This window comes from Geodermatophilus sp. SYSU D00879 (assembly GCF_054050375.1).
In genome coordinates, this window is the sequence record NZ_JBJGZF010000002.1 from 1 (window position 1) to 24,355 (window position 24,355).

Here is a 24,355-nt window from a genome sequence, read left to right on the forward strand (position 1 = left end):
GGTTGCCCACGTGTTACTCACCCGTTCGCCACTCATCCCCCCGCAAGCGGGGTTCAGCGTTCGACTTGCATGTGTTAAGCACGCCGCCAGCGTTCGTCCTGAGCCAGGATCAAACTCTCCGTAGATGCATTCAATCGCTGGCCGAGAACCGAGAGCTAGCACTCTCGATGTCATCAACCAAAGGAATCCCCCCGCGCCCGAAGACGCGGACGGGGGTTTGTTACTTGGCACTGACTTTCGGCACGCTGTTGAGTTCTCAAGGAGCGGACGCACACCAACTCGACCCTCTCGGGCTTCCTCGGTGGCAGCTTGTCCTACTCTACGCCGGCTCCGGAGTCCTGCACCTCTCGGGTGCTCCTCCGTGGCCCTCGCGGGCTCCGTCCGGCGCGAAGAGAACAGTACACGACATCTGAGGGCCGTGCACACGGGGTCTCGGTCACACCCGTCACGGGACCGATCAGAGGCCGAGGAAGGACTCGATCCCCACGGTCAGCCCCGGCCGGCGGCCGATCTCGCGGACGGCGAGCAGCACACCGGGCATGAAGGACGCGCGGTCGAAGGAGTCGTGCCGCAGCGTCAGCGTCTCCCCCGCCGCCCCCATGAGGACCTCCTGGTGCGCGACCAGGCCGGTGAGCCGCACGGCGTGCACGGGGATCCCCTCGACGTCGGCACCGCGGGCGCCGGGGAGCGCGTCGGTGGTCGCGTCCGGCGACGCCGGCAGCCCGGCCGCCCGGCGGGCGGCGGCCACGAGGCGCGCGGTGCGGACGGCGGTGCCCGACGGGGCGTCCACCTTGTTCGGGTGGTGCAGCTCGACGATCTCCGTGGAGGAGAAGAAGCGCGCCGCCTCCTGGGCGAAGCGCATGAGCAGCACGGCGCCGATGCCGAAGTTGGGGGCGATGACCACGCCCACCTCGGGCTTGGGCTGCAGCCACTCGGCGACCGTGGCCAGCTTCTCCTCGTCGAAGCCCGTCGTCCCGACGACGCAGTGGATGTTCTGGTCGATGCAGAACCGGATGTTGTCCATGACGACGTCCGGGCGGGTGAAGTCCACGACCACCTGCGCGCCGGCGTCGGCGACGTTGAACAGCCAGTCCCCCTCGTCGACCATCGCGACGAGCTCGAGGTCGTCGGCGGCGTTGACCGCTTTCACCACCTCGGTGCCCATCCGGCCCCGGGCGCCGAGGACACCGACCGAGATCCGGGGCGGCTCGCCCGTGGTCGCGCCGGTCGCCTGCTGGTCGGGTGTGGGGGTGCTCGTGGTCACCGGGTCAGGCTTCCCGGCGGCCCGTCCCGATGCAAGACGGCCCCGGCACGGGTAACCCCGGCGGTCCGGCGCTCCCCCACTGCCCACAGCAGCAGGCCGAGCCCGACACCGGCGGCATCGGCGAGCCAGTCGAGGACCGAGCCCGAGCGCTCCACGGGCGAGACCGCCTGGATCACCTCGCTGACCGCGCCGTAGACGAGCAGCAGCACCGCCAGGGGCCCCCGGCACGCCCCCGCCCACCGTCCGGCCAGCGCCAGCGCGAGGAACAGGACGAGGTGGACGAGCTTGTCCACGCCCGGCGGGGCGGCCGGCACGTCGGAGGCCGGCGCGAACAGCACGGCGAGGGAGACGAGCACCGTCACCGAGAAGGCGCCGCGGGACAGCGCCCCGTGCACGCGGAACGCCGAGGTGGGGCTCGGGGCGGTCATCGGTCTCCGGTCGTCGGGCTGGGCGGGGTCAGAGCCGGTCGAGGTCGGACTCCCGGTAGGGGCCGACGACGGCGAGGCAGGTCTCCCGGCCCAGCAGGTCCGCGGCGACCGCGCGCACCTGCTCCTCGTCGACGGCGGCGATCCGGTCGAGCACCTCGCGCACCGGCACGTACTCCCCGTGCGACAGCTCGCTCTTGCCCAGTCGGCTCATCCGCGAACCGGTGTCCTCGAGGCCGAGGACCGTCCCGCCGCGCAGCTGCCCGCGGCCGCGGGCCACCTCCTCGGCGGTGAGCCCCTCGGCGGCCACCCGGGCCAGCTCCTCGCGCACCAGGCGCAGCACCTCGGGCACGCGCTTCTTGGCGCACCCGGCGTAGACCGAGAACGCCCCGGTGCCGGCGTAGGAGGTCAGCGCCGACCCGACGCTGTAGACCAGCCCGCGCTTCTCCCGGATCTCCTGGAACAGCCGGGAGCTCATCCCGCCGCCGACCGCCGTCTCCAGGACCGCGGCGGCGTAGCGCCGCTCGTCGAAGCGGCTGAGGGCGAGGCTGCCCAGCAGCAGGTGGGTCTGCTCCGTCTTGCGGTTGACCAGCCCCGCGGGCCGGGCGGGGCGGCCGGGGACGAGCTCCTCGCCGCGGCGCAGCGGCGCCGGGGACGCCGGGCCGGACAGCCGGTCGCCGAAGACCGCCGTCACCAGGTCGACCACCTGCTGGTGGTCCACCCGGCCGGCGGCGGTGACCACCATCGAGGGGACGGTGTAGCGCGAGCGGTACCAGCCGTCGACGTCGTCGCGGGTCAGCCCCTCGATCGACTCGACGGTGCCGAGCACCGAGCGGCCCAGCGGGGTGCCGCCGAACAGGGTCTCGGCGAACAGGTCGTGCACCAGGTCGGAGGGCTCGTCGTCGCGCATGGCGATCTCCTCGAGCACCACCGTCCGCTCGGACTCCAGGTCCTCGGCGGTGTTGAGCGCCTCGGTCACCAGGTCGCCGAGCAGCGTGACCGCCAGCGGGAGGTCGCTGGCGAGCACGTTGGCGTAGTAGCAGGTGTGCTCCTTGGCGGTGAAGGCGTTCATCTCACCGCCGACGGCGTCCATCGCCGTCGCGATCTCCAGGGCGCTGCGGCTGCGGGTGCCCTTGAACAGCAGGTGCTCGAGGAAGTGCGAGGCGCCGGCGACCCGGTCGGTCTCGTCCCGGGAGCCGACGCCCACCCAGATGCCGAGGGTGGCCGAGTGGACGCCGGGCATCGTCTCGGTGAGCACGCGCAGCCCGCCGGGCAGCACCGTGCGCTCGACCCGGCCGCCGACCTCGTCGACGTCGATGACGCGGGTGACACCGACCGGGGCCGGGGCGGACGTGAGGTCGGTGGACCCCACGCCCGGCCCGGCCCCGGTCGTCGTCGGTTCGGCGACCGTGTCAGGCCTCCGCGGGAGCGGGGGCGTCGGCCGGGGCCGCGCCGTCGCCGGCGGCGGCACCCTCGCCCTCGGCGGCCACCGGGACCAGGCTGATCTTGCCGCGGGCGTCGATGTCGGTGATCTCGACCTGCAGCTTGTCGCCGACGTTCACGACGTCCTCGACCTTGCCGATGCGCTTGCCGCCGCCCAGCTTGCTGATGTGCACCAGGCCGTCCTTGCCCGGCAGCAGCGAGACGAAGGCGCCGAACGGCGTCGTCTTGACGACGGTGCCGAGGAAGCGCTCCCCGACCTTCGGCATCTGCGGGTTGGCGATCGCGTTGATGCGGTCGACCGCGGCCTGGGCCGAGGGGCCGTCGGAGGCGCCGACGTAGATGGTGCCGTCGTCCTCGATGGTGATCTCGGCGCCGGTCTCGTCCTGGATCGAGTTGATCATCTGGCCCTTGGGGCCGATGACCGCGCCGATCTTGTCGACCGGGATGCGCACCGTGGTCACGCGCGGGGCGTAGGGGCTCATCTCGTCGGGGCCGTCGATGGCCTCGTTCATCACGTCGAGGATGTGCAGGCGGGCGGCGCGGGCCTGGGTCAGCGCCTGGGCGAGCACGTCGGACGGGATGCCGTCGAGCTTGGTGTCCAGCTGCAGGGCCGTGACGAAGTCCTTGGTGCCGGCGACCTTGAAGTCCATGTCACCGAAGGCGTCCTCGGCGCCGAGGATGTCGGTCAGCGCGACGTACTCGGTCTTGCCGTCGACCTCGTCGGAGACCAGGCCCATGGCGATGCCGGCGACCGGGGCGCGCAGCGGCACACCGGCGTTGAGCAGCGACAGGGTCGAGGCGCACACCGAGCCCATCGACGTCGAGCCGTTGGACCCCAGCGCCTCGGACACCTGCCGGATCGCGTAGGGGAACTCCTCGCGGTCGGGCAGCACCGGCAGCAGGGCGCGCTCGGCGAGCGCGCCGTGGCCGATCTCGCGGCGCTTGGGCGAGCCCACGCGGCCGGTCTCGCCGGTGGAGTACGGCGGGAAGTTGTAGTTGTGCATGTAGCGCTTGCGCGTCTCGGGCGAGAGCGTGTCGAGCTGCTGCTCCATGCGGAGCATGTTCAGCGTGGTGACGCCCAGGATCTGGGTCTCGCCGCGCTCGAACAGCGCCGAGCCGTGCACCCGCGGGACGACCTCGACCTCGGCCGACAGCGGCCGGATGTCGGTGACGCCGCGGCCGTCGATGCGGACCTTGTCGCGCAGGATGCGCTGCCGGACGACCTTCTTGGTGACGGCGCGGAAGGCGGCCGACACCTCCTTCTCGCGGCCGGCGAACTGCTCGGCCAGCGAGGCGGCGACCTCGTCCTTGAGCGCGTCGGTGGCGTCGTTGCGCTCCTGCTTGCCGGCGATGGCCTGCGCCTCGGTCAGCCGCTCGAGGGCGGCGGACTCCACGGCGGCGTAGACGTCGTCCTGGTAGTCCAGGAAGCGCGGGAACTCCGCGACCGGCTTGGCGGCCTTCTCGGCCAGCGCGGTCTGCGCCTCGCACAGCGCCTTGATGAAGGGCTTGGCCGCCTCGAGGCCCTGGGCGACGACCTCCTCGGTCGGCGCGGTGGCGCCGCCGCGGACCAGCTCGATCGTCTTCTCGGTGGCCTCGGCCTCGACCATCATGATCGCGACGTCGCCGTCGGGCAGCAGGCGGCCGGCCACGACCATGTCGAAGACGGCGTCCTCGAGCTCGGCGTGCGTGGGGAAGCCGATCCACTGGCCGCCCACCAGCGCGACGCGGGTGCCGCCGACCGGGCCGGAGAACGGCAGGCCCGACAGCTGGGTGGACGCCGACGCGCCGTTGATGGCGAGCACGTCGTAGAGGTGTGCCGGGTCCAGCGACAGCACGGTGATGACGACCTGGACCTCGTTGCGCAGGCCCTTGGCGAAGGTCGGGCGCAGCGGGCGGTCGATCAGGCGGCAGGTGAGGATCGCGTCCTCGCTGGGGCGGCCCTCGCGGCGGAAGAACGAGCCGGGGATGCGCCCGGCGGCGTACATCCGCTCCTCGACGTCGACCGTCAGCGGGAAGAAGTCGAAGTGCTCCTTGGGCTGCCGGCTGGCCGTGGTGGCCGACAGCAGCATGGTGTCGCCCGTGCTGACGACGACCGAGCCGGCGGCCTGCTTGGCCAGCCGCCCGGTCTCGAAGGTGATGCTGCGGCTGCCGTGGCTGCCGTTGTCGATGACCGCGGTGGCGGTGGTGACCCCGTCCTCGGGGTCGTACTCGGCAGCGATGCTGCCCTGGGTGGTGGGTGCGGACACGTCGTCCTCTTCCTACGTCGCATGCGGCGACGTCCTCTTCGTGGCGTCCTGCGCCGGACTGCTCCGGGATGACCGGTCTTCGATCGAAGCCCACGGGGGTCGTTCCCCCTCCCGTGGAGGGGCATTCCCGGGGGCCACCACCGAGGACCGACCAGCGTCGGGGTGCGCGGGCGGGGCGCCGTGGGTCCCGTGGGGCGGGCGCCCCACGAGAGAGGGGACCGTCCCGGGCGGGACGGTCCCCTCTGGGGTCAGCGGCGCAGACCGAGCCGCTCGATGAGCGAGCGGTAGCGGTTGATGTCCGTCTTCGCCAGGTAGTTCAGCAGCCGGCGACGGCGGCCGACCAGCAGCAGCAGGCCGCGCCGGCTGTGGTGGTCGTGCTTGTGCTGCTTGAGGTGCTCGGTCAGGTCGCTGATCCGGCGGGTGAGCATCGCGACCTGGACCTCGGGCGAGCCCGTGTCCTTCTCGACCGTCGCGTACTCGGTCATGATCTGCTGCTTCGTCGCGCTGTCGAGCGCCATGGGCGGGCCTCCTGGCCAGGTCGGGTGTGGCCCCCGGTCTGGTTCACGGGGGCAGGGGTGCACACGAAGCCGTGCATACACGGCGTCAAGCACATTACCAGCGCGCCGGCGGGGGCCCGGCGCGGTGATCACCCGGCGGGGGGCAGTCCCAGGACGGCGCGGGTGCGGACGACGTCGTCGGCCATGGCCGTCACGAGCTCGTCGACCCCGGCGAAGGTGGTCATCGGGCGCAGCCGGGAGACGAACTCGACGCCGACGTGCTCGCCGTAGAGGTCGCCGGCGAAGTCGAGGACGTAGGCCTCCACGGTGCGCCGGGAGCCCTGGAAGGTGGGGTTGGTGCCCACCGAGACGGCGGCGGGCCGGCTGTCGAGGGTGCGCCCGGCGGGGTCGCGGGTGACCAGGGACCCGGCGTAGACGCCGTCGGCGGGGATCGCGGTGTAGGGCGGGCACTCGACGTTCGCCGTCGGGTAGCCCAGCTCCCGGCCGCGGCGGTCGCCGCGGACGACGACGCCGTCGACCCGGTGCGGGCGGCCCAGCGCCCGCGCCGCGCTGTCCATGTCGCCGGCGGCGACGCAGGCGCGGATGTAGGTCGAGGAGATCGTCACCTCGCCGTCGGCGGAGGCGTCGCCGGCCAGCGGGATCCCCTCGACGGCGAAGCCGAACCGGCGGCCCTCCTGGGTCAGCGTGCCGACGTTGCCGGCGGCCCGGTGCCCGTAGGTGAAGTTCTCGCCGACGACGACCGCCGAGGCGTGCAGGTCCTCGACGAGCACGCCGTGGGCGAACTCCTCGGGGGTCAGCCGGCTGAACTCGGGCGTGAACGGGATGACGCACATCGCGTCGACCCCGAGCCCGGCGACCAGCTCGGCCTTGCGGTGCAGCGAGGTGAGGATCGCCGGGTGCGAGCCGGGCCGCACGACCTCGGTCGGGTGCGGGTCGAAGGTGACCAGCACGCACGGCCGGTGCAGCGCCCGCGCGCGGGCGACGGCGGTGCCGATCAGCTGCTGGTGGCCGCGGTGGACGCCGTCGTACATGCCGACGGTGACCACCGTCCGGCCGAGGTCGGCCGGGACGTCGGCCAGCCCGCGCCAGTGCCGCACCCGCCCGCTCCCCCGTGTCGCCGCCGGGTCGCTCAGGCGACCCGGTGCAGCCAGCCGTGGGTGTCGGGCACCCGGCCGTGCTGGATGTCGAGCAGGTGCTCGCGCAGGCCCATGGTGACCGGCCCCGGCGTCCCGTCGCCGACGGTGAAGTCGCCGGTGCGCGCCTTCACCTCGCCGACCGGGGTGATGACCGCGGCGGTGCCGCAGGCGAAGGTCTCGGTGACCATGCCGTCGGCGACGCCGGAGCGCCACTCGTCGACGCTGAACTTCCGCTCGGTGACCCGCATGCCCCGCTCGCGGGCCACGGAGATCAGCGAGTCGCGGGTGATGCCGGGCAGCAGCGTGCCGGTGAGCTCGGGGGTGACCAGCTCGGCGTCGTCGCCGGAGCCGAGGACGAAGAACAGGTTCATCCCGCCCATCTCCTCGACGTAGCGCTTCTCGACCGCGTCGAGCCAGACCACCTGGTCGCACCCGGCGGCGATGGCCTGCTCCTGGGCCAGCAGGCTGGCGGCGTAGTTGCCGGCGCACTTGACGTCGCCGGTGCCGCCGGGCGCGGCCCGGATGTAGTCCTCGGACAGGTAGACGCTCACCGGGTGCACGCCGCGCGGGAAGTACGCGCCGGCGGGGCTGGCGATGACGAGGAACAGGTACTCGTTGGCCGGCCGCACGCCGAGGAACGGCTCGGTGGCCAGCTGGTAGGGCCGGAGGTAGAGCGTCTGGTCGGGGCCGGTGGGCACCCAGTCGCGGTCGGCGTCGACGAGCGCGTCGACGGCGGCGAGGAAGGCATCCTCGGGCACCGGCGGCATCGCCAGCCGGCGGGCGCTGCGGGCGAAGCGGGCGGCGTTGGCCTCGGGCCGGAAGGTCGCCACGCTGCCGTCGGGCTGGGCGTAGGCCTTGAGCCCCTCGAAGATCGACTGCGCGTAGTGCAGCGCGGCGGTGGCCGGGTCGACCTGCAGCGGCGCGTACTGCGTCAGGCGGGCGTCGTGCCAGCCGCGGCCGGCCGTGTACCGGGCCACGAACATCGAGTCGGTGAAGTGCCGGCCGAAGCCGGGGTCGGCCAGCACCTCCTGGCGCTCGGCGGCCGGGCGGCGGGAGACGTCCTCCACGGTCACCGGGACGCCCTCGGTGAAGACCCGGGGCGTGGTCCTGCTGTCGGCGAGCGTGTCGGTCATGGCTCCCACCTGCGCGTGCTCCGTCTGCGGCCGGGGCGGCGTCGGGCCCGCCCCTCCGCTCACAGTAGCCCCGGGCCCGGCGGCGGCCGGGAGCCGACCGCCGCCGTCGCCCGCGCGGGTCAGGGCCGGTCCGGCGCCGAGCTCTCGATGACCTCGTAGGACCACAGGTGGTGGGAGTCGCTGGCCGCCGGGGCCAGCTCGTCCCCGCCGCCCTCGTGGGCGCGGGCGAAGTCCTGTCCGTCCTCCCAGGAGCGGTAGGCCTCCTCGCTCTCCCACCGGGTGTAGACGAGGTACTGGTCGGTGCCTTCCAGCGGGCGCAGCAGCTCGAACCACTCGAAGCCGGGGGTCTTCTCCACGGCGCCGGCGCGGCCGCGGAAGCGCTCCTCGAAGCGCTCCTGCATGTGCGGCGGCACGGTGATGGCGTTGATCTTGACGACGCTCATGGCAGGCCCCTTCCCGCCCGGGGGGACCGTCAATCCCCTGCGGCGTCCCGCGGGCCGGGCGAGGATGGCCCGATGACCCCGGCTCCACGGCCCGGCGTGCTCCTCGACGTCGACGGCACCCTGCTGGACACCAACTACCTGCAGGTCCTCGCCTGGTGGCAGGCCTTCCGCGACACCGGGCACCCCGAGGTGTCGATGGCCGACTGCCACCGGGCGATCGGCATCGCCAGCGAGGAGCTGGTCACCCACCTCCTCGGCGACGACGCCGACGACGCGTCCGAGGTGTCCGACGCCAAGACCCGCCGCTACGAGCCGCTGCGCGAGCTGGTGACCCCCTTCCCGCGCGTCGACGAGCTGCTGACTGCGTGCCGGGAGCGGGACCTGGCGGTGGTGCTGGCCACCAGCGGCAAGGACTCGGACCTGGAGTGGATGGTGCCGGCGATCGGCGGCGAGGACGTCGTCGACGGGGCCACCTCCTCGGCCGACGTCGAGTCGGCGAAGCCGGCGCCGGACCTGCTGCAGACCGCCGTCGACCAGCACAGCCTGGACGCCTCGCGCACCGTCGTCGTCGGGGACACCGTCTGGGACGTGCGGTCCGCGCGCGACGCCGGGCTGCCGTGCATCGCGCTGACCTGCGGCGGCATCTCCCGCGCCGAGCTGCTCGAGGCCGGTGCCGACGAGGTCTACGACGACCCCGCCGACCTGCTCGACCACCTCGACGACTCGCTGATCGGCAAGGCCGCCCGGGGCTAGGACGGCGGGAATCCGACGGCGACCCGGGCGGTGGACCCGGCGTCCTCGACCAGCGCGACCAGCCGCCCCGCGGGGTCGACGGCGGCGGTCAGCCCGGGCCGCCCGGTCGCCGGGACCCGCTGGCCGTACCCGAGGGCGCGCGCCTCGTCGTCGGTGAGCCGCCGCTCGGGGTAGATCGCCGTCGCGGCCTCGGGGAGGGTCAGCGTCCCCGGCCCGCCCCCGGCGGCGAGCGCCGCCGCGGCCTCCTCGACGGGCGCGGCCTGGGCGGTGGTGAACGGGCCGGAGGCGGTGCGGCGCAGCGCGGTGAGGTGCCCGCCGACCCCGAGCGCGGCACCGGCGTCTCGGGCGATCGCCCGGACGTAGGTCCCCGCGGAGCAGACCACGGTCACCTCGACGTCGACCAGGCCGGGCCCGGTCCGGTCGACGCGGTGCACGTCGATGCGGTGCACGGTGACCGGGCGGGGCTCGAGCACGACCTCCTCGCCGGCCCGGACGCGGTCGTAGGAGCGGCGGCCGCCGACCTTCACCGCGCTCACCGAGGAGGGCACCTGCAGCAGCGGGCCGGTCTGGGCGGCCAGCGCCGCACGGACCGCGTCGTCGTCGAGGTGCCCGGCGGGGGTGGTGGTGAGGACCTCGCCCTCGCGGTCGTCGGTGACGGTGGTCTGCCCGAGGCGGATCGTGGCGTCGTAGACCTTGTCCGAGCCGCCGAGGTGGCCGAGCAGCCGGGTCGCCGCCCCGACGCCGAGCACGAGCAGGCCGGTGGCCATCGGGTCGAGGGTGCCGGCGTGCCCGACCCGGCGGACCGACAGCACCCGCCGGGCCCGGGCGACGACGTCGTGCGAGGTCATCCCGCCGGGCTTGTCGACCAGCAGGATCCCCGGGGTCACGTCGGCGTCGGCGGCGCGGCGGCGGCTCATGCCCCCACCGTGGCAGGTGCCTGCAGCCACCTGTCCCCCGCCACCCGGGCGAGCACCGCGACCAGCCGCAGCGCGATGAACGCCGTCAGGCCGGTCCACACGCCGGCCAGACCCCAGCCCAGCGGCCCCGACAACAGCGACAGCGGCAGGAAGCCGACCAGTGCAGCGCCGACGGTGACCGTGCGCAGGTAGGCGACGTCGCCCGCGCCCATGAGCACGCCGTCGAGGGCGAAGACCACCCCGGCCAGCGGCTGGAACCCGGCGAGGAACCACCAGACCAGCTCCGCCTGCTCGCGGACGGCGGGGTCGCCGGTGAACAGCGGCACGAGCAGGTCGCGGCCGGCCAGCAGCGCGACGGCGACCAGCACGCCGGTGCCCAGGCCCCACAGGGTCACCCGGCGGGCGGTGGCCCGGGCCTCGTCGGGCCGGCCCGCGCCGAGCGCGTGACCGACCAGCGTCTGCGCGGCGATGGCGTAGGCGTCGAGGACCAGCGCGAGGAACAGGAACAGCTGCAGCGCGATCTGGTGGGCGCCGAGCTGCGCCTGGCCGGCGCGCGCGGCGACCCCGGCGGCGACCAGGAAGGCCAGCTGCAGGACGGTGGCGCGCAGCAGCAGGTCGCGGCCGAGCACCAGCTGCGCGCGGACGGCGGCCGGCCGGAACCGCCAGTCGGCGCCCTCGCGCAGCAGCGCCCGCACGAACAGCGCCGCCGTCAGCGACTGGCCGGCGAGGTTGGCCACCGCGGACCCGGGCAGGCCGAGACCGGCCGGGTGCACCAGCAGCGGGCACAGCACCAGGCTCAGCAGGCTGCCGGCGAGCACGAAGCGCACCGGGCGGCGCAGGTCCTGCACGCCGCGCAGCCAGCCGTTGCCGGCCAGGGACACCAGCAGCAGCGGGGCGCCGCAGCCGGCGATGCGCAGCCACTGCTCCCCCGCCGCGGCCACCGCGCCCGGCCCACCGGCCAGCGCGCGGGTCAGCGGCCCGGCCAGCACCTGGAACAGCAGGACGACGGCGGCGCCGAGCAGCAGCGCCAGCCAGGTGGCCTGCACGCCCTCGGCGACGGCGCCGGCGCGGTCCCCCGCCCCGGCCCGGCGGGCGGCCCGCGCGGTGGTGCCGTAGGCGAGGAAGTTCAGCAGCGCGGCGGCCCAGGCCAGCAGCCCGCCGCCGACGGCGAGCCCGCCCAGGGGGACGGTGCCCAGGTTGCCGACGACCGCGGTGTCGACCAGCAGGTACAGCGGCTCGGCGGCCAGCACGACCAGCGCCGGGACGGCCAGCCCCAGGACGGACGGCGCCCGCCCGGTCACCGCGCCGTCGTCGCGGCCGACACCTGCGCCCGGATCGCCGCCACCGTCGCCTCGCGGTCCAGGTACGAGGTGAAGCCGGCCGCGGCCCGGTGCCCGCCGCCGCCCAGCGCCATCGCGACCCGGGCGACGTCGGTGCCGCCGCGGGAGCGCAGCGACACCGCCCACGAGCCGTCGTCCTGGCCCTTGAGCACGCAGGCGACGTCGGCCTCGGCGGTCGACCGGACGACGTCGACCAGCGCCTCGAGCTGCTCGCCGGGCAGGCCGTGCTCGGCGGCCTCCGCGGTGGTCGACCAGGTCCACACCAGGCCGGCGCCGACGCCGGGCTCGAGCACCGCGCGCCCGGTCACCGCCGACAGCAGCCGCAGCCAGCCGAACGGGGCGGTGTCGAACAGCCGCTGGCTGATGGCGGCGTGGTCGATGCCGGTGGCCAGCAGCCGGGCGGCCAGCGCGTGGGTGTCCGGCCGGGTGCTGCTGAAGCGGAAGGAGCCGGTGTCGGCGGTCAGGCCGGCGTAGAGCAGCGTGGCCAGCTCGGCGTCGAGGGCGACGCCGAGCTCGTCGAGCAGGCCGGCGACGAGGACGACGGTCGCGGGGGCGGCCGGGTCCACCAGCCGCACGTCGCCGAAGCCGGGGTTGCTCGCGTGGTGGTCGACGACGACCGAGGTGCCGGCGTCGCCGAGCACCGCGGCCAGCTCACCCAGGCGGGCGGGCGAGGCGGCGTCGAGGCTGACGAAGACGTCCGGGGACGCGGGGACGGCGGTGGAGGGCACCAGGTGCCCGGCGCCGGGCAGCCAGCCGAGCGAGTCGGGCAGCACGGGGCGGCCGGGGAACGTGGCGGTCACCCGGGCGCCGCGGCGGCGCAGCCCCTCGGCGAGGGCCAGGGTGCTGCCCAGCGCGTCGGCGTCGGGCTGTACGTGCCCGCTGAGCACCACGGTGGCGCCCGTCTCGGTGGCCGCGGCCAGCACGGCGGCCGGGGTGCGCAGGGGCACCCCGGCGGTCGGTGCGGTCACCGGTCAGGCGTCGGGGCCGGGATCGGCCACCGGGGGCGCGTTGCGGTCCTCGGTCACCAGCCCGCCCCCGGGGGGCAGCGGCGGGCCGCCGTCGTCGGGCTCGTCCTCCGCGATGGAGGGCACCTCCCCGATCTGGCCCTCCCGGCCGCCCTCGGTGGGGTCCCCGGCGTTCGGCTCGGCCCGCCCGCCGAGCTCCGAGCGGCCCTGCCCCTCCCCGGGGAGGTACGGGTCCGGGTCGTTCTCGCTCACGAGGCACTCCTGTGCTCGGGGGACGTGCTGACGTCGACGTCGGAGGTCTCGTCGCCCTCCTCCGGGTGCCGGTAGGGGTCGGCCTCGCCGGCGTAGGTGGCGTGCTCGCGCAGCCGGGCGAGCTCGGCGTCGGCGTGCCGGACCCGCTCGAGGGCCTCGTCGAGCTCGCGCGCGGTGTCGGGCACGTGGTCGGCGACGAAGGCCAGCGTCGGCACGAACTTGATGCCGGTCTGCCGGCCCACGGTCGAGCGCAGCACCCCGGTGGCCGAGGCGAGCGCCTTGGCGGAGTCCGCGACGGCGGTGGCGTCGCCGTAGACGGTGTAGAAGACGGTGGCCTCGCGCAGGTCGCTGGTCACCCGGGCGTCGGTCACGGTGACCATGCCCAGCCGGGGGTCCTTGATCTGGGACTCGATCGCGGCGGAGACGATCTGTCGGATGCGCACCGCGAGCTTGCGGGCGCGGGCGGGGTCGGCCACGGCGGACCTCCGGGGTCTCGGGGGCGCGCAGGGAGGCGCGCCCGGACGGGCGTGGGCAGGCCGGGTCAGGCGTCGGTGTCGGAGAACAGCTGCCGGTGCGTCGACAGCAGCGTCACCTCCGGCCGCTCGGCCAGCAACCGCTCGCAGGCGTCGAGGACGTCGGTCACCTGACCGGCGTCCCCCGCGACGGTGGCGACGCCGACCTGCACGCGGCGGTGCAGGTCGACGTCGCCCACCTCGGCCGCGGCCACGGCGAAGCGGCGCCGCAGCTCGGCCACGATGGGCCGGACCACGGCGCGCTTGCCCTTGAGCGAGTGGACGTCGCCCAGCAGCAGGTCGGCGGTGAGCGTGCCGGTGAACACGCTCACCGCCTCCCTACCACTGGTGACGTCCTGGAACGGCCCCCGCTGCAGGGGCCCGCGCCGAGCGTGCGAGGCGTGGGGGCAGCGGGGTCCTCCCTCAGTCGCGCGGCTTCTCGCGGACCTCGAAGGTCTCGATGACGTCCTCGACCTTGACGTCGTTGAACGACCCCAGGCCGATACCGCACTCGTAGCCCTCGCGGACCTCGGTGACGTCGTCCTTGAAGCGGCGCAGCGACTCGACGGTCAGGTTGTCGGCGATCACCACACCGTCGCGGATGACCCGGGCCTTCGAGTTCCGGTTGATCGTGCCGCTGCGGACGATCGAGCCGGCGACGTTGCCGATGCGCGGCACCCGGAAGACCTCGCGGATCTCCGCCGTGCCGAGCTCGACCTCCTCGAACTCCGGCTTGAGCATGCCCTTGAGGGCCGCCTCGATCTCCTCGATCGCCGAGTAGAGGACCGAGTAGTACCGGACGTCGACGCCCTCGCGGTTGGCGAGCTCGGTGGCCTGGCCCTCGGCCCGGACGTTGAAGCCGATGACGATGACGTCGTCGGCCAGCGCCAGGTCGATGTCGCTCTTGCTGATCGCGCCGACGCCGCGGTGGATGACCCGCAGCGAGACGTCGTCGCTCACCTCGATCTTCATGAGCGCGTCCTCGAGCGCCTCGACGGTGCCCGAGTTGTCGCCCTTGATGATCAGGTTGAGCTGGCGGTTCTCCTTCAGCGCGGCGTCGAGGTCCTCCAGGCTGATCCGCTTGCGCATCGAGGCGTTCTGCGCGTTGCGGATGCGGGCCTGCCGCCGGTCGGCGATCTGCCGGGCGACGCGGTCCTCCTCGACGACGAGGAAGGTGTCACCGGCACGCGGCACCGAGGTGAGACCCACGACCTGCACCGGGCGGGCCGGCGTGGCCTCCTTGAGCTTGGCGCCGTGCTCGTCAAGCAGCGACCGCACGCGGCCGAAGGCGTCACCGGCGACCAGCGAGTCACCGACCCGCAGGGTGCCGCGCTGGACCAGCACCGTGGCGACGGGGCCGCGGCCACGGTCCAGCTTGGCGTCGATGACGACGCCCTGGGCGTCCATCTCGGTGTTGGCGCGCAGGTCGAGCGCGGCGTCCGCGGTGAGCAGGATCGCCGCCAGCAGGTCGTCCAGACCCTGCCGGGTGACCGCCGAGACGTCGACGAACATCGTGTCGCCGCCGTACTCCTCGGCCACCAGCCCGTACTCCGTGAGCTGCTGGCGGATCTTGGCGGGGTTGGCCCCCTCCTTGTCCACCTTGTTCACCGCGACCACGATCGGCACCTCGGCGGCCTGGGCGTGGTTGAGCGCCTCGACCGTCTGCGGCATGACGCCGTCGTCGGCGGCGACCACCAGGACGACGATGTCGGTCACCTTCGCGCCACGGGCACGCATCGCGGTGAACGACTCGTGACCCGGGGTGTCGATGAACGTGATCGCCCGCTCCTGGCCGTCCAGCTCGGTGGCGATCTGGTACGCGCCGATGTGCTGGGTGATGCCGCCGGCCTCCCGCGCCACCACGTTGGTGTTGCGGACGGCGTCGAGCAGCTTCGTCTTGCCGTGGTCGACGTGACCCATGACCGTGACGACCGGCGGACGGGTCTCCCAGTCCTCCTCGTCGCCCTCGTCACCGAAGGTCAGGTCGAAGGTCTCGAGGAGCTCGCGGTCCTCGTCCTCCGGGCTGACGACCTCGATGTTCCAGCCGATCTCGGCACCGAGCAGCTGCAGGGTGTCCTCGTTCACCGACTGCGTCGCGGTGACCATCTCGCCCAGGTGGAACAGGGCGGTCACCAGCGCGGCGGGCTGGGCGCCGATGCGCTCGGCCAGGTCGGTCAGCGAGGCGCCGCGGGGCAGCCGGACGGTCTGCCCGTTGCCGCGGGGCAGGCTCACGCCGCCCATGTTGGGCGCCGCCATCTGGTCGAACTCCTGGCGCCGCTGCTTCTTGCTCTTGCGCCCGCGGACCGGACCGCGGCCACCCGGACGCCCGAAGGCACCCGCGGTGCCCGCACCAGAGCCACCGCGACCGCGGCCGCGGCCACCGCCACCGCCGCCGCCACGGAAGCCACCACCGGCCGGCGCACCGGCACCGGGGCCACCGCCGCCGGGACGGAAACCGCCACCGCCGCCGGGACCACCGGGACGGCCGCGGCCACCGGCACCACCGGGGCCGCCGGGACGGCCGGCACCGGCCGGACGCGGCGGCATCATGCCCGGGTTCGGCCGGGGCGGCATCATGCCCGGGTTCGGCCGGGGACCACCCGGGCCGGCCGCGGGACGCGGACCGCCGGCACCGGGACCCGGACGCGGGCCACCGGGACGGGGACCACCGGCGCCGGGCGCCGGGCGCGGACCGCCGGCACCGGGACCCGGACGCGGGCCACCCGCCGCCGGGCCCGGACGCGGGCCACCGGCAGCCGGACCCGGACGCGGGGCGCTGCTGAAGGGGTTGTTGCCCGGCCGCGGAGCGGGGCGCGGGCCCGGACGCGGACCGGCACCCGGGGCGCCGGGCGCGGCACCGCCGGGACGGGCCCCGCCGGGAGCCGCCGGGCGCGGGGCACCCGGACGCGCGGGACCGGGGACGGGGCCGCCGGCCGGACGCGGCGCGGGCGCACCCGGGCGCGGGGCACCCGGCGCGGCCGGACGCGGAGCCGAGGGCGCGGCCGGCTGCTGCGCCGGCGCACTGGCCGCCGGGGCCTGGGGCGCGGCCGGACGCGGGCCGGGCGTCGGCGCACCCGGACGCGGGGCACCGGGCCGCGGACCCGGCGTCGGACCGGCCGACGGCGCGGGCGCGGACGGCGCGGCGGGGGGCTGCGGCGCATGCGCGGCGGGCGACGGCGCGGGGGCCGGTGCGGCCGGCGAGGGCGCCGCCGGGCGCGGGGCGGCCGGGCGGGCGGGGGCACCGCCGCCGTTGCCGCCGCCGGCGTTGCCGCCGGTGGACGCGCCGAGGGCCTCCCGGAGCCGCCGGGCCACGGGGGCCTCGACGGTCGAGGAGGCGGACTTCACGAACTCGCCCTGCTCCTTGAGCTTGGCGAGCACGGTCTTGCTGTCGACCCCGAACTCCTTGGCGAGTTCGTGGACGCGGGCTTTGCCTGGCACGGATCTCCTCTTGTGAGGCCGGCGGCTCGCCCGCGCGACCTCGTCGTCAGTGGTACATGGTCTGGCTTGTCATCGTGGGGACTTCACGGCTGACTCATCCGACGACGTCCTGCTCTCGACGTGCGGACCGGCCGGTTGCCGGTCCGTCTGTGGGAAGTGCGGTCTGTCGTTCGTCCGCTGTCGCCCGTCCCGGGCCCGGGTCCCCCGGCGCGGAGGCGCCGAGGACGTGGGCCCGGAGCGGACCGGCCTCCACCGCGGCGCCGCGCGGGAGGCGCAGCGCCCGGGAGAAGGCCCGGCGTCGCTCCGCTGCGTGGAGGCACTCCGGGGTGGGGTGCACGGAGGCGCCCCGGCCGGGGAGCCGCCGTCGCGGATCGGGCACGAGGGTCCCGGACCGGAGGACGACACGCAGCAGGTCGGTGACCGGAGCGCGCTCCCGGCAGCCCACACACGTGCGCACCGGGATCGACGTTTCGGCCACCCGTCACTCTAGCGCGCTGCGGGACCCCGTTGTTCCGGACGCCGCGGACCGGACCGCAGCCCGCCCCCACCGGGGGACGGCCGCCCGCCCGGGGCGCCGGCCCGGACCGGCGGCGGGCCCGAGCGCAGCGGCGGGCGCCCCACCCCGGGCGAGGGGGTGGCGTCGTCGGGCCGGGCGTCGCTGCGGATGTCGATCCGGCAGCCGGTGAGCCGGGCGGCCAGGCGGGCGTTCTGCCCCTCCTTGCCGATGGCCAGCGACAGCTGGAAGTCCGGGACGACGACGCGCACCGCCTTGGCCTTCGGGTCGACCAGCGTGGCGCTGCTGACCCGGGCCGGGCTGAGGGCCGAGGCGACGAAGGTCGCCGGGTCGTCGGACCAGTCGACGATGTCGATCTTCTCGCCGTGCAGCTCGCTCATGACGTTGCGCACCCGCTGCCCCATCGGGCCGATGCAGGCACCCTTGGCGTTGAGCCCCGGCACCGAGGTGCGGACGGCGATCTTCGAGCGGTGCCCCGCCTCCCGCGCGACGGCGACGATCTCCACGCTGCCGTCGGCGATCTCGGGGACCTCGAGGGCGAACAGCTTGCGCACCAGGTTCGGGTGGGTGCGCGAGACGGTCACCTGCGGGCCGCGGTGGGTGCGGGACACCGAGACGACGTAGGCGCGCAGCCGGCTGCCGTGCGGGTAGCTCTCGCCGGGCACCTGCTCGGCGGCGGGCAGGACCGCCTCGACCTTGCCGATGTCGACCAGGACCGCGCCCTGGGCGTTGCGGCGCGCATCCGCCTGGACGACGCCGCTGACGATGTCGCCCTCCTTGCCGGCGTACTCGCCGAAGGTCTGCTCGTGCTCGGCGTCGCGCAGCCGCTGGACGATGACCTGCTTGGCGGTGCTGGCCGCGATGCGGCCGAAGTCACTCGGGGTGTCGTCCCACTCGCGCACGACCTCGCCGTCGGGGCCCAGCTCCTGCGCGAGCACCGCGACCTCACCTGTCTTGCGGTCGACGTGCACCCGCACGTGCTTGGCCGCGCCGTCGGCGTGGCGGTACGCGGTCACGAGCGCCGTCTCGAGGGCCTCGATGACCGTGTCGACGGGGATGCCCTTCTCCCGCTCGACCGCCTTGAGGGCGGTCACGTCGATGTTCACTGTCCTCCTCCGTCGTCGTCGCCCTCGTCGTCGTCCGCGTCGAGCACGTCGTCCGGCTCGTCCGCCGGGTCGTCCGTCAGGTCGTCGGTCAGGTCGTCCTTGCCCGGGCGGCCGAACTCGACCTGCACCCGGCCGGGGCCCAGCTCGGCCCAGGGCACCTGCCGCGGCGTCGGCGGCCGCTTGCGGGCCCCGGGCTTGGCCTTCGGCTCGACGGCGAGGGTCACGCCCTCGTCGTCGACGGCGGTGACCCGGCCGGTCACCTGCTCGGCCGCCCCGGCCGGGCCGACGGTCACGGTGACCAGCCGGCCGGTGTTGCGCCGCCAGTGCCGCGGCTCGGTGAGCGGCCGGTCGACGCCGGGGCTGGTCACCTCGAGCACGTAGGGGGCACGGCCGAGCTCGCCGTCGTTCTCGTCGAGGACCGCCGACACCGCCCGGCTGACCTCGGCGACGTCGTCGAGGGACACGCCCTCGTCCCTGTCGACGACGACGCGGACGACGCTGCGCCGGCCGGCGGGCGTGACCACGAGCTCCTCGAGGTCGTAGCCGGCGGCCCCCACCACGGGCTCGATCCAGCCGGCCAGCCGTGTGGCGGCCGGGTCCTGCCGTGACCTCACGGCCGGGTCCTGCCGGGACCCCACGGCCGGGTCCTGCCGGGACCCCACGGCCGGGTCCTGCCGTCCCCTCGCGGACACGGGCTCCCTCCCCTCCTGCAACCGGTCGGAGCTCGTGCTCGGCGGACCGCACCGTCCGGGGCCGCGCCCGGTGGCGCGGGTCAGCGCGGCACCGGCCGCGGCGTACCCGGGGAGTCGTCAGGCTACCGCTCCACCGCGCACCGGGGCCCGGCCGCTCGGGCGGGTGACGTCCCGGAGGTCCCGACGCGCCCGGGAGCCCTCCGGGCGGGCCGGGCGGCTCCTGGGAGGATGGCGGGCGATGTCCCTCTCCCCCGCCCCCGCCGGGTTCCCGCGCCGCCGCCTGCTCGCGGGCACGGCGGGGCTGGCGCTGCTGCTGGCCGGCTGCACCTCCGGCGACTCCGGGGAGGCGGCCCGGGAGACGGCGGCCCGGCAGGAGCGGCTGGCCGGCCAGGTCGCCGTCCAGGAGGCGGTGGTGGCCGCCTACGACGCGGCGGTCGCCGCGGACCCCGCGTTCGGCGGGACCGTCGCCGACCTGGCCGGACAGGCGCAGGAGCAGCTGGAGCGGCTGCGCGCGGCGGCGCCGGGGGCGACCCCGTCGTCCTCGGCCCCGCCGGCGCCGCCGGCGGGCGGGGACCTGCGGGCGTGGCTGCGCGAGCAGGTGGGCGCCGCGGCCGCCGCGCACGCGGCCGCCTGCGTGGAGGCCTCCGGTGCCGGGGCCGCGCTGCTGGGGTCGATCGCGGCGGGGCTGCGCGGGCACGCCGCCGCGCTGGCGTGAGGGAGGCCGCACGTGGCTGAGGACGGGACCGCCGGGAGCGCGGAGGACACCGCGCTGCGCGAGGTGGTGGCCGCCGAGCACGCGGCGGTGTGGGGGTACGGCGTCGTGGGGGCGGCCCTGCCGGCCGACGGCCGGACGCCCGCCGCCGACGCCGAGCAGGCCCACCGGGACGCCCGCGACCGCCTGGCGGAGCTGCTCGACGAGCGCGACGCCGACCCGGTGCCCGCCGAGGCCGGCTACCAGCTGCCCTTCCCGGTGCTCTCGCCGGTCGACGCCGCGGCCCTGGCGGTCGTGCTCGAGGACGGCGTCTCCGCGGCCTGGGTGGCGCTGCTCGACGCGGCGGAGGAGCCCGGGGTGCGGCAGCTCGCCGTCGACTCCCTGGGCGCCGGCGAGGAGCGCGCCGTGACCTGGCGCGCCGCCGCCGGCCGCACCCCGGTCACGTCGGCCCTGCCGGGCCTGCCCAAGGGCTAGCCCAGCGCGCCGAGGAAGGCGTCGGTGACGGCGACCGCGGCGCTGCTGGACTGCCCGCCCTCGACCAGCACCGCGAACGCGATGTCGCCCTGCGGGCCGCCGAGCTGGTAGCCGGTGAACCAGCCGTGCGCGTCCGGCGGGGTGTTGCTGCCGAACTCGGCGGTACCGGTCTTGCCGTAGACCTCGCCGCGGTCGGCCAGCGCCTGCGCGGTGCCGGTCAGCACGACCTGGCGCATCATCGGCCGGAGCTGGTCGAGCACCGCCTGGCCCGGGCCGGCCGGCGCGGGGCCCGCCGGGTCGGCGCCGACCACCTCGACCGGGGCGGCCGGGGTGCCGCTGGCGACGCCCGCGACGACCAGCGCCATCTGCGCCGGGCTCACGAGCACCTGGCCCTGGCCGATCGCGTCCGCGGCCTTCGTGGTGCCGGTGGCGTCGGCCGGGACGCTGCCGCTGAACACGTCGACCGGCAGCTGCCAGTCGCTGCCCACCCCGTAGGAGGCGGCCGCCGCGGCGAGGGCGTCGTCGGGCAGCTGCAGGCCGGCCTGGATGAAGGTGGTGTTGCAGGACTGGGCGAACGCCTCGGTGAACGGCACGGTCCCGAGGTCGAACTGGTCCTGGTTCTCGAACTCGCGGCCCTCGACGACCGTCGTCCCCGGGCAGGGGACCGCGGTGCCGGGGGTTAGCGCGCCGGCGGACAGCAGCGCCGTCGCCGTGATCGTCTTCATGCTCGAGCCCGGCGGGTACTGCCCGGTCAGGGCGTTGCCGGCCGCCGCGGCCTCGTTCGAGGAGACGGCCAGCACCTCCCCGGTGCCGGGCCGGACGACGACCAGGTGGGTCGCCAGCGGCTGGGTGGCGACGGCGCCGTCGGCGGCGTCCTGCAGTGCGCGGACCAGCGGCGTCCGGATCGGCTCGCCGGGGACGGGCTCGACGGCGCCGACCTCCCGGCCCGTGTCGCCGGTGGACGCGTCGGTGCTCACCACCGACACGGTGAAGCCGGGGGCACCGGTGAGCTGCTCCTGGTAGGCGCGCTGCAGGCCGGAGAGGCCGAGCTGGTCCCCCGCGGCGTACACGGCCCCGCCGTCCCCGGTGGTCTCCTCGAGCACCTCGGCGGTGGCCGCCCCGACCCGGCCGAGCAGCGCGGAGGCGAACCCGGCCGACGGCGCGAGCAACCGCGTCTCGGTGGGGAACACCGCGCCGGGCAGGTCGAAGACCTGGGCGCGGATGGCCTCGAAGTCCGGCCGCCGCAGGGTGATCACGGGGACGAACTGGCCGGCCGGGGCGGCCTGGACGTCGGCGGTGATCTCCTCGGCGGACACCCCGGTGGCCACCGACAGCGCCGCGGCCAGCGAGGGCAGGTCGGCGACCTGGCCGGTGTCGACGCCGACGTTGACGACCTCGGTCGGGGTGAACAGCGGCTGGCCGGCGGCGTCGGTGATCGCCGCGCGCTCGGGCAGCGACCGGGTCAGCTGCAGGCGCTGGCCCTCCCCCAGCTCGGGGTGCACGAGCATGGGCTCGGCGACCACCTGCCAGGCGTCCTCCCCCTCCCGCAGCTCGAGGGTGGCCTCGTAGCTCCAGTCGGGCGCCGCGGCGAGGTCCCAGGTGGCGGTCCAGGCGGCGGTGGCGGTGCCGTCCCGGACGGTGACGTCGCCGAGCTCGGCGTCGAGCGTGGCCTCGGGCAGGTCGGTGGCGGTCTGCTCGAGCAGCGCGGTGGCGGCGTCGGGGTCGGTGGTGGCCTCGGCCGCGGCACCGGTGTCGCCCCCGGCCCAGTCGTCGAGGAAGGCCTGCGCGGCGGCGCGGACCTCGTCCTCGGAGCTGCCGGAGCAGGCGGCGAGGGCCGGTGCGGAGAGGAGCGTGAGGACCGTGCCGAGGACCGCCGTGCGTCGTGCTGCCACGACGGGACACCCTCTCAGACCGGGCCGGCGTTCCGGTGGTGACGTGCTGGAACGGCCACCCTCCAGGGACCCGCGCCGAGCTCGCGAGGCGTGGGGGGCCTTCGTCAGAAGAGGACGCTGGCGTAGCGGCCGACCTCGCGGAACCCGACCCGGCGGTACACCGCGCGGGCGGGGGCGTTGTAGTCGTTGACGTAGAGGCTGACCACCGGGGCGATCATGGTCCGCGCGTACTCGACCACGGCGGCCATCCCGGCCGCGCCGATGCCGCGGCCGCGCATCTCGGGGGCGGTCCACACGCCCTGCACCTGGCAGGCCGCCCGCGACGCCGCGCCGATCTCGGCCTTGAACAGCACCCGGCCGTCCTCGATCCAGGCCAGCGACTGGCCGGCGCGGACGAGGTCCTCCACCCGCGCGCGGTAGCCGACGCCGCCGTCGGTCCGCAGCGGGCTGACGCCGACCTCCTCGGTGAACATGGCCACCGCCGCGGGCAGCAGCACGTCCACCTCGCGCGGGCGCACCGGCCGGACCCGCGGCTCGGGGGCGACCGCCGGCGGGCCCTCGATGGCCATCAGCGGCTGCCGGGGCCGGTGGTCGCGGCACGGGCCCCACGCGGGCTCGAGCAGCTCCCACAGCGGGTCGACGGCCGCGGCCGGCCCGACGATCGTCGAGCAGCGGCGGCCGGCCCGGCGGGCGCGCTCGGCGAACGCCTCGGCCGCCGCCTGCTCGGCGCCGGGGACGGCGAACGGGATGAGGTTGGCCCCGGCCAGGCAGACGGCGTCGAGGCTGCGGCCGGCGCCCATCCCCCACAGCGGCGCCCCGAGGGTCGACGGCGCGGTGCCGGCCGCCTCCACGCGCCCGGCGAGCACGCACGCGGCGACCGGGTCGGAGTCCAGCAGCCGGCGGACGGCCGGCTCGTCGGTCTCGTCGAGGACGCGGGCGGTCGGCGAGCGGAGCACGGGTCTGGCCCAGGAGGACGGACGGCGGGGCGGGTCAGCTGACGGTGACGACCGGCGGGCCGGACGGCGTGCCGGCGTCGACCTGCTCGCCGGCAGGCATCTCGGCGGCGAGGCGCATGGCCTCCTCGATGAGCGTCTCGACGATCTGCGACTCGGGCACGGTCTTGACGACCTGGCCCTTGACGAAGATCTGCCCCTTGCCGTTGCCCGAGGCCACGCCGAGGTCGGCCTCGCGGGCCTCGCCGGGGCCGTTGACGACACAGCCCATGACGGCGACCCGCAGCGGCACCTCGAGCCCGTCGAGGCCGGCGGTCACCTCGTCGGCCAGCTTGTAGACGTCGACCTGCGCGCGGCCGCACGAGGGGCAGCTGACGATCTCCAGGCCGCGCTGGCGCAGGTTCAGCGACTCCAGGATCTGGGTGCCGACCTTGACCTCCTCGACCGGCGGCGCCGAGAGCGAGACGCGGATGGTGTCACCGATGCCCTGCGACAGCAGCGCGCCGAACGCGACGGCGGACTTGATCGTCCCCTGGAAGGCGGGCCCGGCCTCGGTGACGCCGAGGTGCAGCGGGTAGTCGCACTGCGCGGCGAGCAGCTCGTAGGCGCGGACCATGACCACCGGGTCGTTGTGCTTGACCGAGATCTTGATGTCGCGGAAGTCGTGCTCCTCGAACAGCGAGCACTCCCACAGCGCCGACTCGACCAGCGCCTCGGGCGTGGCCTTGCCGTACTTGGCCAGCAGCCGCTTGTCGAGGGACCCGGCGTTGACGCCGATGCGGATCGGGATGCCGGCGTCCTTGGCCGCCTTCGCGATCTCGCCGACCCGGTCGTCGAACTTCTTGATGTTGCCGGGGTTGACCCGCACCGCGGCGCAGCCGGCGTCGATCGCGGCGAACACGTACCGCGGCTGGAAGTGGATGTCGGCGATGACCGGGATCTGCGACTTCTTGGCGATCGCCGGCAGCGCCTCGGCGTCGTCGGTGTCGGGGACGGCGACCCGCACGATCTGGCAGCCGGCGGCGGTCAGCTCGGCGATCTGCTGCAGGGTGGCGTTGACGTCGGCGGTCTTCGTCGTCGTCATCGACTGCACGCTGACCGGGGAGTCGCTGCCGACGCCCACGCCGCCGACGTCCAGCTGCCGCGTCTTCCGGCGCGGGGCCAGGACGGGCGGGGGCGCGGCGGGCATGCCGAGAGCGACGGGGATGGCCATGGCCACGAGTATCC

General features: G+C 75.4%; 24 protein-coding genes, 1 rRNA gene and 1 pseudogene. 3 read left to right on the plus strand and 23 right to left on the minus strand.

Features of this window, described 5'->3' with window-relative positions; genetic code table 11:
- The 9 genes from ACI79B_RS03365 to ACI79B_RS03405 form a co-directional block, all read right to left on the minus strand.
- Nucleotides 1-125: ribosomal RNA gene (locus ACI79B_RS03365) — 16S ribosomal RNA — on the minus strand; the annotation flags it as partial.
- 332 nt (nucleotides 126-457) lie between these two features.
- Complete coding sequence (dapB, locus tag ACI79B_RS03370) at nucleotides 458-1,264, minus strand: 4-hydroxy-tetrahydrodipicolinate reductase (RefSeq protein ID WP_456929929.1); 807 nt, start codon at nucleotides 1,262-1,264, stop codon at nucleotides 458-460.
- Nucleotides 1,261-1,692 carry a VanZ family protein gene (locus ACI79B_RS03375; RefSeq protein WP_456929928.1) on the minus strand — a complete coding sequence of 144 codons (432 nt, stop codon included), beginning with the start codon at nucleotides 1,690-1,692 and terminating at the stop codon, nucleotides 1,261-1,263. The genes dapB and ACI79B_RS03375 overlap by 4 nt, the downstream gene beginning before the upstream one ends.
- A gap of 28 nt (nucleotides 1,693-1,720) precedes the next feature.
- The gene (locus ACI79B_RS03380; RefSeq protein WP_456929927.1) at nucleotides 1,721-3,061 is read right to left on the minus strand and encodes a M16 family metallopeptidase; all 1,341 of its coding nucleotides are present in this window, start codon (nucleotides 3,059-3,061) and stop codon (nucleotides 1,721-1,723) included.
- 40 nt (nucleotides 3,062-3,101) lie between these two features.
- Complete coding sequence (locus ACI79B_RS03385) at nucleotides 3,102-5,378, minus strand: polyribonucleotide nucleotidyltransferase (protein ID WP_456929926.1); 2,277 nt, start codon at nucleotides 5,376-5,378, stop codon at nucleotides 3,102-3,104.
- A gap of 248 nt (nucleotides 5,379-5,626) precedes the next feature.
- Nucleotides 5,627-5,896: a 30S ribosomal protein S15 gene (gene rpsO / locus ACI79B_RS03390; protein ID WP_072920360.1), complete on the minus strand. Its 270-nt coding sequence runs from the start codon at nucleotides 5,894-5,896 to the stop codon at nucleotides 5,627-5,629.
- Nucleotides 5,897-6,024: 128 nt separating this feature from the next.
- A complete protein-coding gene (locus ACI79B_RS03395; protein ID WP_456929925.1) occupies nucleotides 6,025-6,993 on the minus strand; it encodes a bifunctional riboflavin kinase/FAD synthetase in 969 nt (322 codons plus the stop codon).
- 32 nt (nucleotides 6,994-7,025) lie between these two features.
- Nucleotides 7,026-8,165, minus strand: coding sequence for a branched-chain amino acid aminotransferase (locus tag ACI79B_RS03400; protein ID WP_456929924.1), 1,140 nt, complete (start codon nucleotides 8,163-8,165; stop codon nucleotides 7,026-7,028).
- Nucleotides 8,166-8,284: 119 nt separating this feature from the next.
- A complete protein-coding gene (locus ACI79B_RS03405) occupies nucleotides 8,285-8,608 on the minus strand; it encodes an antibiotic biosynthesis monooxygenase family protein (protein WP_456929923.1) in 324 nt (107 codons plus the stop codon).
- A gap of 72 nt (nucleotides 8,609-8,680) precedes the next feature.
- On the opposite strand from ACI79B_RS03405, the gene ACI79B_RS03410 reads away from it, so the two are divergent.
- The gene (locus tag ACI79B_RS03410) at nucleotides 8,681-9,361 is read left to right on the plus strand and encodes an HAD family hydrolase (RefSeq protein WP_456929922.1); all 681 of its coding nucleotides are present in this window, start codon (nucleotides 8,681-8,683) and stop codon (nucleotides 9,359-9,361) included.
- Here the strand turns inward: ACI79B_RS03410 and truB are convergent.
- From truB to rimP, 11 genes and pseudogenes are all read right to left on the minus strand, one after another.
- A complete protein-coding gene (gene truB, locus ACI79B_RS03415; protein WP_456929921.1) occupies nucleotides 9,358-10,278 on the minus strand; it encodes a tRNA pseudouridine(55) synthase TruB in 921 nt (306 codons plus the stop codon). The two genes, ACI79B_RS03410 and truB, sit on opposite strands and share 4 nt — an antisense overlap.
- The gene (locus tag ACI79B_RS03420) at nucleotides 10,275-11,579 is read right to left on the minus strand and encodes an MATE family efflux transporter (protein WP_456929920.1); all 1,305 of its coding nucleotides are present in this window, start codon (nucleotides 11,577-11,579) and stop codon (nucleotides 10,275-10,277) included. The genes truB and ACI79B_RS03420 overlap by 4 nt, the downstream gene beginning before the upstream one ends.
- Complete coding sequence (locus tag ACI79B_RS03425) at nucleotides 11,576-12,586, minus strand: DHH family phosphoesterase (protein ID WP_456929919.1); 1,011 nt, start codon at nucleotides 12,584-12,586, stop codon at nucleotides 11,576-11,578. The genes ACI79B_RS03420 and ACI79B_RS03425 overlap by 4 nt, the downstream gene beginning before the upstream one ends.
- Before the next feature lie 3 nt (nucleotides 12,587-12,589).
- A complete protein-coding gene (locus ACI79B_RS03430) occupies nucleotides 12,590-12,835 on the minus strand; it encodes a hypothetical protein (protein WP_456929918.1) in 246 nt (81 codons plus the stop codon).
- On the minus strand, nucleotides 12,832-13,311 hold the full coding sequence (gene rbfA / locus ACI79B_RS03435) for a 30S ribosome-binding factor RbfA (protein WP_456929917.1): 480 nt from the start codon (nucleotides 13,309-13,311) through the stop codon (nucleotides 12,832-12,834). Before rbfA ends, ACI79B_RS03430 begins: the two co-directional genes overlap by 4 nt.
- A 65-nt stretch (nucleotides 13,312-13,376) precedes the next feature.
- Nucleotides 13,377-13,679, minus strand: a complete 303-nt coding sequence (locus tag ACI79B_RS03440; protein ID WP_456903791.1) for a DUF503 domain-containing protein — start codon at nucleotides 13,677-13,679, stop codon at nucleotides 13,377-13,379.
- A 91-nt stretch (nucleotides 13,680-13,770) separates the two neighbouring features.
- Nucleotides 13,771-15,603 carry a translation initiation factor IF-2 gene (gene infB / locus ACI79B_RS03445; RefSeq protein ID WP_456929932.1) on the minus strand — a complete coding sequence of 611 codons (1,833 nt, stop codon included), beginning with the start codon at nucleotides 15,601-15,603 and terminating at the stop codon, nucleotides 13,771-13,773.
- Between the two features lie 1,035 nt (nucleotides 15,604-16,638).
- Nucleotides 16,639-16,785, minus strand: a pseudogene (locus tag ACI79B_RS03450) (translation initiation factor IF-2 N-terminal domain-containing protein); the annotation flags it as partial.
- Between the two features lie 94 nt (nucleotides 16,786-16,879).
- Nucleotides 16,880-17,263, minus strand: coding sequence for a YlxR family protein (locus ACI79B_RS03455; protein WP_456935796.1), 384 nt, complete (start codon nucleotides 17,261-17,263; stop codon nucleotides 16,880-16,882).
- An 8-nt stretch (nucleotides 17,264-17,271) separates the two neighbouring features.
- Nucleotides 17,272-18,405 (minus strand): transcription termination factor NusA, encoded by a 1,134-nt coding sequence (nusA, locus tag ACI79B_RS03460; RefSeq protein WP_456929916.1) that lies wholly within the window; start codon nucleotides 18,403-18,405, stop codon nucleotides 17,272-17,274.
- On the minus strand, nucleotides 18,402-19,019 hold the full coding sequence (rimP, locus tag ACI79B_RS03465) for a ribosome maturation factor RimP (protein WP_456929915.1): 618 nt from the start codon (nucleotides 19,017-19,019) through the stop codon (nucleotides 18,402-18,404). Before rimP ends, nusA begins: the two co-directional genes overlap by 4 nt.
- 316 nt (nucleotides 19,020-19,335) lie before the next feature.
- Here rimP and ACI79B_RS03470 point away from each other — a divergent pair, with 316 nt between their 5' ends.
- Together ACI79B_RS03470 and ACI79B_RS03475 are read left to right on the plus strand one after the other, a co-directional pair.
- On the plus strand, nucleotides 19,336-19,812 hold the full coding sequence (locus ACI79B_RS03470) for a hypothetical protein (RefSeq protein ID WP_456929914.1): 477 nt from the start codon (nucleotides 19,336-19,338) through the stop codon (nucleotides 19,810-19,812).
- Nucleotides 19,813-19,824: 12 nt separating this feature from the next.
- Nucleotides 19,825-20,283 carry a ferritin-like domain-containing protein gene (locus ACI79B_RS03475; protein ID WP_456929913.1) on the plus strand — a complete coding sequence of 153 codons (459 nt, stop codon included), beginning with the start codon at nucleotides 19,825-19,827 and terminating at the stop codon, nucleotides 20,281-20,283.
- Here the strand turns inward: ACI79B_RS03475 and ACI79B_RS03480 are convergent.
- The 3 genes from ACI79B_RS03480 to ispG form a co-directional block, all read right to left on the minus strand.
- Complete coding sequence (locus tag ACI79B_RS03480) at nucleotides 20,280-22,175, minus strand: penicillin-binding transpeptidase domain-containing protein (protein ID WP_456929912.1); 1,896 nt, start codon at nucleotides 22,173-22,175, stop codon at nucleotides 20,280-20,282. The two genes, ACI79B_RS03475 and ACI79B_RS03480, sit on opposite strands and share 4 nt — an antisense overlap.
- Before the next feature lie 104 nt (nucleotides 22,176-22,279).
- Nucleotides 22,280-23,131, minus strand: coding sequence for a GNAT family N-acetyltransferase (locus ACI79B_RS03485; RefSeq protein WP_456929911.1), 852 nt, complete (start codon nucleotides 23,129-23,131; stop codon nucleotides 22,280-22,282).
- A gap of 34 nt (nucleotides 23,132-23,165) precedes the next feature.
- Entirely contained in the window at nucleotides 23,166-24,341 is a 1,176-nt protein-coding gene (gene ispG, locus ACI79B_RS03490; protein WP_456929910.1) for a flavodoxin-dependent (E)-4-hydroxy-3-methylbut-2-enyl-diphosphate synthase, read from the minus strand.
- Nucleotides 24,342-24,355 lie beyond the last annotated feature (14 nt).

What these genes read in the sequence shown, in the direction of transcription:
- ACI79B_RS03375 (WP_456929928.1), bottom strand. Translation starts at nt 1,692, where the DNA reads ATGACCGCCCCGAGCCCCACCTCGGCGTTCCGCGTGCACGGGGCGCTG.
- rpsO (WP_072920360.1), bottom strand. Translation starts at nt 5,896, where the DNA reads ATGGCGCTCGACAGCGCGACGAAGCAGCAGATCATGACCGAGTACGCG.
- ACI79B_RS03400 (WP_456929924.1), bottom strand. Translation starts at nt 8,165, where the DNA reads ATGACCGACACGCTCGCCGACAGCAGGACCACGCCCCGGGTCTTCACC.
- ACI79B_RS03405 (WP_456929923.1), bottom strand. Translation starts at nt 8,608, where the DNA reads ATGAGCGTCGTCAAGATCAACGCCATCACCGTGCCGCCGCACATGCAG.
- ACI79B_RS03410 (WP_456929922.1), top strand. Translation starts at nt 8,681, where the DNA reads ATGACCCCGGCTCCACGGCCCGGCGTGCTCCTCGACGTCGACGGCACC.
- truB (WP_456929921.1), bottom strand. Translation starts at nt 10,278, where the DNA reads ATGAGCCGCCGCCGCGCCGCCGACGCCGACGTGACCCCGGGGATCCTG.
- infB (WP_456929932.1), bottom strand. Translation starts at nt 15,603, where the DNA reads ATGGCGGCGCCCAACATGGGCGGCGTGAGCCTGCCCCGCGGCAACGGG.
- ACI79B_RS03470 (WP_456929914.1), top strand. Translation starts at nt 19,336, where the DNA reads ATGTCCCTCTCCCCCGCCCCCGCCGGGTTCCCGCGCCGCCGCCTGCTC.
- ispG (WP_456929910.1), bottom strand. Translation starts at nt 24,341, where the DNA reads ATGGCCATCCCCGTCGCTCTCGGCATGCCCGCCGCGCCCCCGCCCGTC.